Origin of the sequence: Chryseobacterium oleae, from assembly GCF_900115055.1 — a bacterium.
GTDB classification, from domain to species: domain Bacteria; phylum Bacteroidota; class Bacteroidia; order Flavobacteriales; family Weeksellaceae; genus Chryseobacterium; species Chryseobacterium oleae.
In genome coordinates this window covers 485,167-498,310 of sequence record NZ_FOVD01000002.1, presented here as the reverse complement: position 1 = coordinate 498,310, position 13,144 = coordinate 485,167, and the positions used below count along the sequence as shown (strand labels likewise).

Below are 13,144 nucleotides of genomic sequence, written 5' to 3'. Positions count from 1 at the left end.
CCGTATGAAAAAAATAACATTCCTATTTCTATTGTTACTGCTTACAGCATGCAATATAGACCGTTCCCCCTATGATTCCAAAGAGTCAGAAAACGTGTTGGAGGATCCTGCTGGATTACAAACTATAACTTTTGGAAACTATGCTTTACTAAAAGGCGATGCAGATGGAGGCGGATTTTTCAATAATCTTTATAGAATCGGCGAATATGGCGCTGACAATATTGATATCAGTGGCACAACGACCGACCCTTTTTTTTACTACTACAATTACAGAAGCATTAAAAACAATGCCCGCTCAAATATCATATGGAATACTGGATACAAGGCAATCATAGGCTGTAACAGGATTATTTCTAAAATTTCTGAAGGGAAAGATGCTGCAACAGATCAACTGATCGGGGAAAACTATTTTCTTCGGGCTTATGTGTACTTTTCTATCGTCAATGTCTTCGGAAGACCTTATAATCAAGGAACAGGAAATCCTGGCGTTCCTTTGAAAACTTCAGATAATATAAATGATTTACCCGCAAGAGCAACCGTAGGACAGGTTTATGATCAGATTGTGAGTGATCTTTTGAAAGCAGAACAATTAATGACATTGGACAAAAACAATATCTATGCTTCAAAACAAGCTGCTCAGGCTTTACTTTCCCGAGTCTATCTTTATATGGAAAACAATGACAAGACCATTGAGTATGCAAATAAAGTAATCAATTCCGGAAAATATTCCTTGTTATCAAAAGCAGAACTACCGTCTTATGCCACCAAAAATCCGGAAAACAATCCGGAAACTATTTTTGCTTTTAAATATAATAAGGATGGTGATTATAACCATGGATGGTATACAATAGGTTCTATGTATGCCAATATTCAGAATGTAGGCTGGGGTGAAATGTACGCATCTTCTTCCTATCTGGATCTGATCAATCAGAATCCTCACGATGCAAGATTAAAATTTATTTCTCCTAAATATACTGATCCGGCAACTCCGGTTGCATACTGGGTTCAACAGGGAACCAATTCTTCAGGCGGAGCCTCTTATAGCTATATTTTCCAGAAAACTTTTCAGCAAGGCGGAAAAACATATTTTACCATGAATAATGTAAATTACGAGATACAGACTGAGATCCTACCCAATAAAACAAGCTATTATTTTATCAATTCTAATAATGTTAAAATATATGTTGAATTAGACAAAGACATGGATAAAAGAAATGGCTATCCCAAGTTTTATATTTTAAAATGCTCACTCCAGGAAGGAGTTCCTCATTTATGGTCTCCTGTGGTTATCAGACTGGCTGAAATAATTCTCAATAGAGCGGAGGCTTACGCAAAGAAAGGAAATACATTCGATGCATTGGCCGACATCAATACCATCCGCACAAGGGCAGGAATCCCAATATACACTGCTGTACCAACAGGACAAACTTCTTTAGCAATCGCTCTTCAGGAAAGAAGACTTGAACTTGCCTTTGAGGCACATAGAAAATATGATGTCTACAGAAACAAATTAGACATGAACCGGCAGTATCCTGGCTCTCACCTCAATGGCAGCAATATTTTCTACAGTATCCCATATACTCACAACCGCATTGTAGAATATATTCCCGAGCAGCAGATCCAGATCCAGCCTAACCTCACACAAAATCCTGATTAACAATATTGAATAAAAAACTCCGGATCTTACGATCCGGAGCCTTCAATTTAATCACTCACTACACGATCTGGAATTAGAACTTCCAGCCTAATGTAATAAAGAAGTTGTTTCTGTTATTTTTCACATCTGAAACGGCAAAGTAATCAGATGACATGATTCTGCTAGGAGAATAGTAAGCGGTATCTGTATCAGGATTTCCTGTTTCAATACCTCTCAGGTAAGGATTGCTGTATTTAGACGTTACATACTGGTAAGATGCGTCTATATAAAATGCTTTGAAATCATATCCTATACCGAACGAAGCAAGATTTCTGCTGTTAAGCATCATATTGCTGTACGAATTGTCAGAGGTAGAAGCGTCAGGATTTACCTGGCTCACCGTCAAAGCATCAAAAGGATTGGACACATAAGAATAACCACCTCTCAGTCTGAACTGCTTCACTCTGTATTCTGCTCCGATCCTTACTTCTGAAACGTTCTTGTAATTCTCTTTAAAGAAACTGTTCAGTTCGGATTCAATACCTGTAACTACTGTGTATTTAGGTCTTGTCAATCCTAATGTATAATCTACATTTAGTGAGAAGTTTTTGCTGGCAACGAATGCAGCACTTACGGTCGCTTTAAGCGGTGTGGTAAGATCTCTGGATTCACTTCCTGTTCCATCTCCATAGTTAGGATCGTTATAGAAATTATAATCTCTGTCTATACGCCAGAATGTAGGTGTTTCTATAGCACCTCCGATTCTGAAATTAGGACTCAGCTTTCCAATTACCCCTACAGAGGCAGAAAAACCTGAAGACCTTTCAAACATAGGCGTATTTTGTCTGTTGAAATATTCCATAGATCCGTCAGCCACAGATTTGAAGGCTGCTGTATCATATTGGTCGATAGACGCATTGAAAAAGTTCAATGCAGCCCCAACATATATATTATGATTATGATTGGCACCCACCCCAAAACTGGTTTTGGAAAGGTTTCCGTATCTATTGTAAGCATGGCCTGCCAATGAAGAACTCTTATCGGTAAAATCTTTGATCACGTTATCACTTCCCGGAGATTCTACATAATTATCCAATGACTGATTGGAATAATTGATCCCGATATTGATAAACTTCCATCCCGTTTCACTCATCAGCGGGAAAGTAATCACAGCGCCTACGTTTCCAAGATCTGTATTCGTTTTGCTGTAATCAATCGTAGATCCGGCCCACGTACTTTTATTTTTATTTCCTGCGATGGACAATGTTCCGGAAACTTCTCCCGAAATGGCAACTCCCAAACCTGCAGGGTTCGTAAGCATGGAATTGGCGTCACCACCTAATGCTCCGTTAGCTCCAGCCATTGCATTGAATTTTGACGAACCCACCATCGGAGTACTGGAATAAACATCTACAGTATTTCTTAATATAGAAACATCCTGAGCCTGCGCATAAAATGCAGCAGCTACACTCATTAATACTAAAGATTTTTTTAACATTATTTATTTAATAGTTATTAAGTTTGAAATTATCTTCCACCTCTGAAGCCGCCGCCTCCGCCGCCGCCAGATGATCTGAAGCCACCGCCTCCACCACCTGAAGAACCTCCACCTCTAAAACCTCCACCGGAAGAACCTCCACTAGATCTGAAACCACCACCATCATTGGATCTGAATCCTCCGTTGTTGTTATTGTTATAGCTTGGTTGTGTATTATAATTAGGTCTTGGCTGAGAATTTGAATTACGGAATCCTCCGGACTGTTGTCCTCCTCGGTAACCGCCATTCATGTTTCCTTGTCTGAATCCTCCGTTATTAGTAGAGTTGCTGTTTCTAAAGCCTCCATTTGAACTGTTTCTAAAACCTCCGTTTGTACTTCCGCTTCTGAAGCCGCCATTGGATGAATTATTCATCCCATTACTGTTGCTGTTTCTGAAACCTCCGTTATAAGTATTGTTTCTATAAATATTATTGGTCAACCCAGGGTTACTGAATCCGCCACCGCCACTTCTTCTGTAGATCGGTCTGTAGCCATTACCCCAGTAGCCGCCGTTCCAGCCCCAATATGGGTTACCGTAACCGCCACCCCAGAACGGGTCATAATATCCGCCCCAATAAGGAGAATATCCGTATCCCCAGTAAGGACTGCCCCAGCCCATAGAGCCTCCCCAGCCCCAGCCGAAGGATCCGCCCCATCCAAATCCGAATGAGCCACCCCAGCCCCAGCCACGGTTCATGCCCCAATTAGGGCTATAACCACCATACCATCCCCAAGGTGAACCCCAGGAATTATCATAATAATTGGTCTGAGATCCGGCAAACGCACCCCAGTCTGAGTCTGTAGCATTGGTATTCCAGTTGTTATCACTCCAAGTATCATATCTGTTGTCCTGTTCTCTGGAATTGGTCTGTGCATTCTGGATCACATTAGAGTCCTGGTAATAATCATAGTTTTCCCCCACTCTGTTTCCGCCGTTGTTGATGATCACCCCTTCAGGCAGCGTATCTTTATTGGGGTCGTAGTATACCCCATCGGTCTCTGTATATCCGCCCATCTGAGCGCCACAGGACACAAGCAGCAATCCACCCGATATCGCTAAAATCCCTTTGGACTTTAACAGACCGAGCAAATTTTTATGTATATTTCTTTTCATGATAACGTAAAGATTTTTAATTTAAATTATATTTGCAATCTGTACCAAAAATGTACCAAAACACTGGTAAATAAATCTATCAAAAATAGATTTTTATTTTTAGATAACAATAATGTACAAAAGTTAAAAAAATTTTAAAAAATAATGGCAAAATTAACCTCAAGAAGCGAAGATTACAGCAAATGGTATAATGAGTTGGTGGTAAAAGCTGACTTAGCTGAAAACTCTGGAGTGCGAGGATGCATGGTGATCAAACCATACGGCTATGCAATCTGGGAAAAAATGCGTGATGAAATGGACAAAAGATTCAAAGAAACAGGTCACGTTAATGCTTATTTCCCGCTTTTTGTGCCCAAGAGCCTGTTTGAGGCAGAAGAAAAAAATGCAGAAGGTTTTGCTAAAGAATGTGCAGTAGTTACCCATTATAGATTAAAAACAGATCCGGACAATCCACACAAACTGATTGTAGATCCGGATGCTAAACTGGAAGAAGAGCTTATCGTGCGTCCTACTTCTGAAGCAATTATCTGGAATACATACAAAAACTGGATTCAGTCTTACAGAGACCTTCCAATATTAATCAACCAGTGGGCAAACGTTGTTCGTTGGGAAATGAGAACCCGTCTGTTCTTAAGAACGGCAGAATTCTTATGGCAGGAAGGCCACACAGCTCATGCTACCAAAGATGAAGCAGTGGAAGAAGCTGAAAAAATGAATGATGTGTATGCCGATTTTGCAGAAAAGTTCATGGCAATGCCGGTTGTGAAAGGATTAAAAACGCCTTCTGAACGATTTGCAGGAGCTGACGAAACCTATTGTATCGAAGCATTGATGCAGGACGGAAAAGCACTTCAGGCAGGAACCTCTCACTTCTTGGGTCAGAATTTCGCGAAAGCATTCGATGTAAAATTCACCAATAAAGAAGGTAAGATTGAACATGCATGGGCAACCTCATGGGGAACTTCCACACGTTTGATGGGAGCATTAATTATGACACATTCTGATGATCTCGGACTGGTACTTCCTCCTACTCTGGCTCCAATCCAAGTGGTGATTGTTCCTATCTTTAAGGGAGATGAGCAATTGGCTCAGATCAGCGAAGTGGCACTGGATATCGTGGCTAAATTGAAAGCAAAAGGCATCTCTGTAAAATTTGATGACGATACCCATAACAAACCGGGATGGAAATTTGCAGAATATGAACTGAAAGGAGTTCCTGTAAGAATCGCAATGGGACCAAGAGATCTTGAAAATAAATCTGTTGAAATCGCAAGAAGAGATAATTTAACAAAAGAAGTTCGCTCTATCGAAGGAGTGGATGTTTATATCGAAGAATTATTGCAGACTATTCAGAAAGACCTTTACGAAAAAGCATTCAACTTCAGAAAAGATAACATCACAAGAGTGGATACCTATGAAGAATTCAAGAAGGTTCTTGAAGAAAAAGGTGGGTTCATCTACGCACATTGGGATGGAACAGCTGAAGAAGAAGAGCAGATCAAGGATGAAACGAAGGCTACCATCAGATGTATTCCTATGGATGATGATGTAGAAGAAGGTATTTCTATGGTGAGCGGAAAGCCGTCTAATAGACGTGTATTATTCGCAAAAGCTTACTAAAAAACCTTGCTGATTTTCAAAAACCTGGCGGGAAATTAAATAAATATTCAAAAAAAAGTGACTTTTGGACAGATTTTTGTTTAAATTTATTCAACATTAATCTAAAAAAATAATTTATTATGTCTTTAAATGTCATTGATTTAATTAAAGGACAATTAGGTCCCGCTTTGGTTTCACAAGCAGCTTCACAATTTGGAGAAAGTGAATCCGGTATTTCAAAAGCAATTGGAGGTATACTTCCTGCAGTTGTAGGAGGATTAGCAAATAATTCCGATAACCCGGGAGTTTTGGACGCAATTACCAATGCCTCGTCGAGCGGAATTTTAGGAAATTTAATAGGTGGTGCATCCAGCAGCCCTGTTATTTCTACATTGCTGACCTCTATTTTTGGAGACAAAATCAGTGGAATAGTGAATGCTATTGCTACCTATGCAGGAATCAGCAATAATTCTTCCAGTTCACTGCTTAATTTAGTAACAGGAGCTACGGTAGGTTCTATCGGAAAATATGCTGCTGATAATAATTTAGACAAATCAGGTATTTCGAACCTGTTGGGTGAGCAGAAAGGAATTGTTTCTTCACTTCTTCCCGCAGGACTTTCTCTGGCATCTCTGAATTTAGGAAGCTGGTTTGGCGGAGGCTCTACAACTTCCCACGCTGAAGCAACTCCAAGACCGGAAGAGCCTAAAATAGAAGTTACAAGAAGTACTACAGCTGCAGGAACTAATCCTGACAGAAATAATAATGAAGGCGGAGGTTCAATCTGGAAATGGTTGCTTCCGCTTTTACTTTTAATTGCCGCGGGTTATTTCCTTTGGAAACAATGTGAAAAGAAACAGACGACAACGACCACTACTACTACTGATTCTACAGCTGCAAAAACGGATACAGCAGCTACCACAACTCCTGCAGATACCTCTGCTACAACTACAGCACCTGCAGTGAAGACAGATGAAAACATCGATCTTAACGGGGTTATGCTGAAAGGTTATAAAGGAGGTATGGAAGATCAGATGATTACTTTCCTGAAATCCGGTGACTATAAAAATGCAGCTGATGATGCCGCATTAAAAGATAAGTGGTATGATTTTGACCATGTAAACTTCAAAATGGGAAGCTCTACAGATCTTGAAGCTGGTTCTCAGGGACAGCTTGACAATCTGGTTGCCATTTTAAAAGCGTTTCCGGATGCAAAAATTAAAATCGGAGGATATACTGATAAAACAGGAAATGAGGCAAGCAATGTAAAATTATCTAAAGCAAGAGCCGAATACATCAAAGGTGCTCTAGCTAAAGCTGGCGTTGGAGCTCAGGTTTTAGAAGCTGAAGGTTACGGAAGCAAATTTGCTAAAGTAGACGCTAAAGCTTCTGATGCAGAAAGAGCTGCAGACAGAAAAATGGCTGTAAGATTTGCAAAATAGATCTTTAGAATCTTTAAAAATAGGATCCCGAAAATTAGTTTTCGGGATTTTTTTTGTCACCGACTTTCGTATTTACATTTATTTAAGTAAATTTGTTAGTCATTTCTAACATTTATGAATTTCAATTTAAATAACGCCTGGCGTAAAGATAAAACTTCCCACTCATTACCAGAGGTGTACTCCTCCATAAAAGTCCCTAGAAAAGGTTCTTTCTGGAGAAAATATCTTGCATTTGCTGGTCCGGGACTAATGATTGCCGTAGGATATATGGACCCGGGAAACTGGGCTACCGACATTGCGGGAGGAGCTCAATTCGGGTACACCCTGCTTTCTGTGATTCTTATCTCCAACATTTTCGCAATGGTTTTGCAGCACCTGTCTGTAAAGTTGGGCGTTGTTGCTGAAAGGGATCTGGCACAGGCCTGCCGTGACCACTTCAGTCCTACCACCAATTTTATCCTTTGGGTATTCTGTGAAATTGCCATCGCCGCCTGTGATCTCGCGGAGGTGATAGGTTCTGCCATTGCCTTAAATCTCTTATTCCACATTCCGCTGACCTGGGGAATTGTCATCACAACAGTCGATGTTTTGATTATTCTCTTGCTTCAGGCTAAAGGTTTCCGATGGATAGAAAGCATTGTAGGCGGACTTATCTTTATTATTCTGGCCTGTTTTATCTATGAAATTGTGATTTCGCAGCCTGCTTTTAATGAAATTCTTGGAGGACTGGTTCCTCAGAAAGAGATCATTCAAAACCCGGCAATGCTCTATATTGCTATCGGAATTTTAGGAGCTACCGTAATGCCTCACAACTTGTATCTGCACAGCAGTATTGTCCAGACAAGAGATTATCCACGTGACAGAGAAGGGAAAAAAGAAGCGATCAAGTTCGCCACTTTGGACAGTACTGTTTCCCTGATGCTGGCTTTCTTCATCAATGCAGCCATTCTTATTCTTGCCGCTGCCACCTTCCATACCACCGGAAATAAGCATGTTGCGGATATTCATGATGCCTACAAAATGCTGACTCCTATTCTGGGAGCTTCCATGGCAAGTATTGCTTTTGCGATTGCTTTGCTGGCATCGGGACAAAACTCAACGCTTACGGGAACACTTGCGGGGCAAATCGTTATGGAAGGATTCTTAAATATTCGTTTAAAACCATGGTTAAGAAGATTAATCACAAGACTGATTGCTGTCATTCCGGCTTTAATTGTCGCTATCATTTACGGTGAGCAGGGAACGACAGATTTATTGGTTTTAAGCCAGGTGATTTTGTCCATGCAGCTTAGTTTTGCAGTAGTTCCTCTGGTTATGTTCACCAATGACAAAGCCAAAATGGGAGAATTCGTGAATAAACCTATTTTAAAAATCAGTGTCTGGGTTATTTCTATAGTGATTATTGTATTAAACCTGTATCTGCTGTATCAGACATTTGCCGGATAAAAATGTGAATCGTGAACAGTAAAGTGAATTGTGAATTGTCAATTGTGAATTTTTCCGTACCAACAATTCACTATTCACTTGCGAAGCAAAATTGACTTTTCACAACGAGAATGTGAATGGTCAATTGTCAATCGTTAATTTTTTAACCACAGCAATTCACTATTCACTTGCAAACCAAAATTGACTTTTCACAACGATAAAGTGAATGATGAGTCGTCAATCGTGAATTTTTTAACCACAACAATTCACCATTGACTTGCAAAGCAAAATTGACTTTTCACAATCCCCCTGCTGTTTTCCCAGCAAAATTGACCATTCACAGCCAATTTCTGTTTCCGTTTTCTGCCTTAATGTCCATATTTTCTATTTGGCAGGTTCTTTGTCAAACAATTATTTAAATAAATATTGAATTATGGAAAATCAGGATATTAACGAAGAAAGCATCAATAATCAGGAAGAAAACAATGTTCAGAACGAAGTGACAGCTGAGGAAAATGTGACAGCAACACCTTCTGCAGAGGAACTTTTGGCAGGAGAAAAAGACCGTTACATCAGATTGTACGCTGAATTCGAAAATTATAAAAAAAGAACGGCAAAAGAGAAGATGGAATTCTTCCAGTATGCCAATCAGGATATGATGATTTCTATGCTGGGTATTCTGGATGATTTCGAAAGAGCTTTAAAGGAAATTGCTAAAAACGGAAATTCATCTGACCTTCAGGGTGTAGAACTGATCTATCAGAAATTTAAGAACAGACTTACTGAAAAAGGCTTAAAAGCGATGGAAGTAAGAGCAGGTGATACATTCAATGTAGACTTCCACGAGGCGATTACTCAGATTCCTGCACCATCGGAAGATCTAAAAGGCAAAATCGTAGACGTTATTGAAACAGGATATACTTTAAGTGATAAAGTGATCCGTTTTGCAAAAGTAGTAACAGGAAACTAAAAATATCAATGATCAATGATGACTGATAAATGATGTATTATTGCACCATTAATCAGTCATCAATAATCAATTATAAGCATTATGTCAAAAAGAGATTATTACGAAGTTCTTGAGATCAGTAAATCTGCATCGGCCGAAGAGATAAAGAAATCATACCGAAAAATGGCCATCAAATTTCACCCGGACAAAAATCCAGGTGACAAAGAGGCTGAGGAAAAATTTAAGGAAGCTGCAGAAGCGTATGAAGTACTGAGCGACGACCAGAAACGTGCAAGATACGACCAGTTCGGTCATGCAGGAATGGGTGGAAACGGTGGCTTCGGAGGCGGTGGCTTCGGCGGCGGAATGAACATGGAAGATATTTTCAGCCAGTTTGGAGATATTTTCGGAGGCGGAGGCTTCGGTGGTTTTGGCGGCGGCGGAGGAGGACGTCAGCAGGTGAAAGGTTCTAATTTAAGAATCAGAATCAAGCTGAACCTTGAGGAAATGGTGAATGGAACGCAGAAAACCATCAAAGTAAAAAAAATGAAGATGGCAGAAGGTGCCACTTCAAAAATCTGTCCTACCTGTAATGGTTCCGGTGTTCAGCTAAAGGTTATGAACACGATGTTCGGACAAATGCAGACGCAGACTACCTGTGGAACTTGTCAGGGAATTGGTAAAGTAGCCGATAAAATTCCAGCAGGTGCCAATGCACAGGGACTGATCAAAGATGAAGAGGAAATCTCAATTAATATTCCGGCGGGTGCAAGAGACGGTATCCAGCTGAATGTAAGAGGAAAAGGAAATGATGCGCCATTCGGAGGAATTCCGGGTGATTTATTAGTGATCATTGAAGAGGAAGTAGATAAGACAATCAAGAGAGAAGGTGACAATCTTCACCAGGAATTATATATTTCATTTGCAGAAGCGGCTTTAGGAACCAAGAAAGAAGTGCCTACGGTAGGTGGTAAAGTAAAAATTACCATTGATCCGGGGACACAGTCCGGAAAGATTCTCAGACTGGCTGGAAAAGGCCTTCCAAGCATCGACAGCTATGGAAAAGGTGATATGTTCATCCACATCAATGTATGGACCCCGCAAAAACTGACAAAAGATCAGAAAGATTTCTTTGAAAAGCAGATGTCCAGCGGAGAAATGGTTGCAGAACCTTCCGGAAAGGAAAAAACTTTCTTTGATAAAGTGAAAGATTTATTCAACTAAGATATATTATAAAGCCTCATGGCAGTTATGGTCGGAAGATTTTTCTTCCGGCTTTTTTGTTGTAAGGGGCTTGATTTTATCTTCATCAAGAACCGGAATTACGGACTCTTTCTTTATCGTAATATTTTGTATATTGGCTTATTACACAATCCAACACCTATGAAGAAAATATACTTTTTTCTGGTACTTCTTATTTTCCAGGTCAAAGCATTTGGACAGAACAGTCCGAATGAAGAGTTTCAAAAGACAGTGACCCATTGGTTTTCCGCATGGATATTGGTTTATCAGAACATTTATAAAATTGACACCATAACGCCTGTAGAATTTGTATTCTTTGACGAAAATTATGTGTATTCAACTTCTACAGTTACTATAAATAAAGGGGAAACTATTAACGGACCCAGCCTTTTAAATTTAAAACTCAATTGGAAAAAGGCCCTTCACCATGGCACAATTACTCTACCCAACAAAAATTCTATTCCGGTAGGCATTACCTCTTATGCTTCGGAGATTCCCGATACTGCACATCATTCTTTTTTCGTGATGCCCCTTCCCAGCTTCTGGAAAAAAGCAGGCGTAGAAAGCAAGGAACTCGGATTGGACAATTTAATTACCGGGGTATTTCTTCATGAATTTTCCCATTCGCAGCAAATGCTGAATTTTGGAATAAAAATTACCCAATATGAAAAGGAGCATAATTTTGGGGTTAATACCAATGATGATATGCTTCAGAATATTTTCAGCCAGAATAAAGCATATGTTGACCTGTTTAATACTGAAGTAAGTACCTTCTATAATAGTATTTCCAATAAAGAACTTGATCAGGAAGAGCTATTAAAAGGCCTTAATCTGATGGATAAAAGGCAAAAAAAATATTTAAAAGGGAAATACAAGACCTTGGCGGCAATGGATGATCTGTTTCTTACTATGGAAGGTCTCGGACAATATTCAATGTATTTATGGCTTATTCACCCTGAAGGAGGTAGCACAGATCTGGAAACTGCCATAAAGGGAGTCAGGAGAAATGGAAGATGGTGGTCACAGGAAGAAGGTCTGGTACTATTTTTAATCCTGGAGCGGCAACAGGAATCAGCATTCTGGGTAAAAGATATGTTTGGAACAAAGTCGGTAACCATCATGGAATTAATCCGGTCAAATCTGAAAAAATAATATAAAAAAGCCTGCATTCATATCTGAGTGCAGGCTTTTTTGAATATTTAAATTTAATTCTTTTATTTTTTATTTCTTCTTGACCAAAGAAACAGCCCCTTTTCCTATCGTAAAAAGTGCAACCGCAAACAGACCTCCTATAAGTCCCAGAATAATTTCTTTAAGAATAGTAAGCAACTCATTGGAAGACCATGAAGGTAAAACATGGTGAAGAAATTCTATTCTGTGTGCAAAAATACCGCCGGCTACCATAATCAAAGCGATGGTACCTATAACTCCTAAAGCTTTAATAACAACAGGTAAAGCATTCACCAAAAAGTGTCCAAGCTTTCCAAAGAAACCTTTATCATTACTCTTTTTGATTAATTTAAATCCTGCATCATCCATTCTTACGATCAAAGCAACAATTCCGTATACACCCACCGTAGCGATAAAGGCAACCAGACTCGTTACCAGAATCTGGGTGATGAAAGGATGACTTTCTTCCAAAACGGTTCCCAAAGCAATGATGACAATCTCAACAGATAAAATAAAATCTGTGGTGATGGCCGATTTTACCTTTGCTTTTTCTATTTCTTCATCACTCTTCTCGTCTTCTACAATTTCTTCTACCACTTCGTGGCCTTTTTTATCCCGGTGAAAAAGAAATTCTATGATCTTTTCAACGCCTTCAAACGCCAGATATAAACCACCCAGGATCAGCACATAGTTAATCGCCGGAGCATAGAGCCAGTTAAGAAGGAATACCACAGGAAGAATAATCAGCTTATTGATAAAGGAGCCTTTTGTAATGGCCCACAAAACCGGAATTTCCCGTGAAGAAAGAAAACCAGTAGCTTTCTCTGCATTCACAGCCAGGTCATCGCCCAGAATACCTGCTGTTCTCTGCGTGGCTATTTTACTTGTAACAGCTACATCATCCATCAGCGCCGCGATATCATCTAAAATTGCAAAAAAACCAGATGCCATATTATTTTAATATTTTTTTAATATATGTTAAGTGGAGCAAAAATAATTATTAAAATCTATTTTTATTTGTTTCTGGAT

Annotated in this window: 10 protein-coding genes; 7 read left to right on the top strand and 3 right to left on the bottom strand. The window is 39.6% G+C overall.

All coding sequences use genetic code 11. The annotated features are described in order from the left end of the window. Positions 1-4: 4 nt before the first annotated feature. The gene (locus BM143_RS09390; RefSeq protein WP_090024239.1) at positions 5-1,657 is read left to right on the top strand and encodes a RagB/SusD family nutrient uptake outer membrane protein; all 1,653 of its coding nucleotides are present in this window, start codon (positions 5-7) and stop codon (positions 1,655-1,657) included. A gap of 73 nt (positions 1,658-1,730) precedes the next feature. Here BM143_RS09390 and BM143_RS09385 read toward each other — a convergent pair whose 3' ends face one another. Together BM143_RS09385 and BM143_RS24130 are read right to left on the bottom strand one after the other, a co-directional pair. Next, positions 1,731-3,110, bottom strand: coding sequence for an OmpP1/FadL family transporter (locus BM143_RS09385; RefSeq protein WP_228430741.1), 1,380 nt, complete (start codon positions 3,108-3,110; stop codon positions 1,731-1,733). A 53-nt stretch (positions 3,111-3,163) separates the two neighbouring features. Next, on the bottom strand, positions 3,164-4,288 hold the full coding sequence (locus BM143_RS24130) for a prolyl-tRNA synthetase (protein ID WP_090024237.1): 1,125 nt from the start codon (positions 4,286-4,288) through the stop codon (positions 3,164-3,166). A 144-nt stretch (positions 4,289-4,432) separates the two neighbouring features. Between BM143_RS24130 and proS the strand changes: the two genes are divergently transcribed. The 6 genes from proS (at position 4,433) to BM143_RS09350 (ending at position 12,097) form a co-directional block, all read left to right on the top strand. Continuing rightward, a complete protein-coding gene (gene proS / locus BM143_RS09375) occupies positions 4,433-5,908 on the top strand; it encodes a proline--tRNA ligase (RefSeq protein ID WP_090024236.1) in 1,476 nt (491 codons plus the stop codon). A 119-nt stretch (positions 5,909-6,027) separates the two neighbouring features. After that, positions 6,028-7,329 carry an OmpA family protein gene (locus BM143_RS09370; protein ID WP_090024235.1) on the top strand — a complete coding sequence of 434 codons (1,302 nt, stop codon included), beginning with the start codon at positions 6,028-6,030 and terminating at the stop codon, positions 7,327-7,329. Between the two features lie 114 nt (positions 7,330-7,443). Beyond that, positions 7,444-8,775: an Nramp family divalent metal transporter gene (locus tag BM143_RS09365; protein WP_090024234.1), complete on the top strand. Its 1,332-nt coding sequence runs from the start codon at positions 7,444-7,446 to the stop codon at positions 8,773-8,775. 412 nt (positions 8,776-9,187) lie between these two features. Continuing rightward, positions 9,188-9,724, top strand: a complete 537-nt coding sequence (locus BM143_RS09360; RefSeq protein ID WP_090024233.1) for a nucleotide exchange factor GrpE — start codon at positions 9,188-9,190, stop codon at positions 9,722-9,724. An 81-nt stretch (positions 9,725-9,805) separates the two neighbouring features. Continuing rightward, entirely contained in the window at positions 9,806-10,927 is a 1,122-nt protein-coding gene (gene dnaJ, locus BM143_RS09355) for a molecular chaperone DnaJ (RefSeq protein WP_034726513.1), read from the top strand. 159 nt (positions 10,928-11,086) lie between these two features. Next, entirely contained in the window at positions 11,087-12,097 is a 1,011-nt protein-coding gene (locus tag BM143_RS09350) for a hypothetical protein (protein ID WP_090024232.1), read from the top strand. 69 nt (positions 12,098-12,166) lie between these two features. Here BM143_RS09350 and BM143_RS09345 read toward each other — a convergent pair whose 3' ends face one another. Continuing rightward, positions 12,167-13,066, bottom strand: a complete 900-nt coding sequence (locus BM143_RS09345) for a DUF808 domain-containing protein (protein ID WP_034726515.1) — start codon at positions 13,064-13,066, stop codon at positions 12,167-12,169. Positions 13,067-13,144 lie beyond the last annotated feature (78 nt).

What these genes read in the sequence shown, in the direction of transcription:
- BM143_RS09390 (WP_090024239.1), top strand. Translation starts at nt 5, where the DNA reads ATGAAAAAAATAACATTCCTATTTCTATTGTTACTGCTTACAGCATGC.
- BM143_RS09385 (WP_228430741.1), bottom strand. Translation starts at nt 3,110, where the DNA reads ATGAGTGTAGCTGCTGCATTTTATGCGCAGGCTCAGGATGTTTCTATA.
- BM143_RS24130 (WP_090024237.1), bottom strand. Translation starts at nt 4,288, where the DNA reads ATGAAAAGAAATATACATAAAAATTTGCTCGGTCTGTTAAAGTCCAAA.
- proS (WP_090024236.1), top strand. Translation starts at nt 4,433, where the DNA reads ATGGCAAAATTAACCTCAAGAAGCGAAGATTACAGCAAATGGTATAAT.
- BM143_RS09370 (WP_090024235.1), top strand. Translation starts at nt 6,028, where the DNA reads ATGTCTTTAAATGTCATTGATTTAATTAAAGGACAATTAGGTCCCGCT.
- BM143_RS09365 (WP_090024234.1), top strand. Translation starts at nt 7,444, where the DNA reads ATGAATTTCAATTTAAATAACGCCTGGCGTAAAGATAAAACTTCCCAC.
- BM143_RS09360 (WP_090024233.1), top strand. Translation starts at nt 9,188, where the DNA reads ATGGAAAATCAGGATATTAACGAAGAAAGCATCAATAATCAGGAAGAA.
- dnaJ (WP_034726513.1), top strand. Translation starts at nt 9,806, where the DNA reads ATGTCAAAAAGAGATTATTACGAAGTTCTTGAGATCAGTAAATCTGCA.
- BM143_RS09350 (WP_090024232.1), top strand. Translation starts at nt 11,087, where the DNA reads ATGAAGAAAATATACTTTTTTCTGGTACTTCTTATTTTCCAGGTCAAA.
- BM143_RS09345 (WP_034726515.1), bottom strand. Translation starts at nt 13,066, where the DNA reads ATGGCATCTGGTTTTTTTGCAATTTTAGATGATATCGCGGCGCTGATG.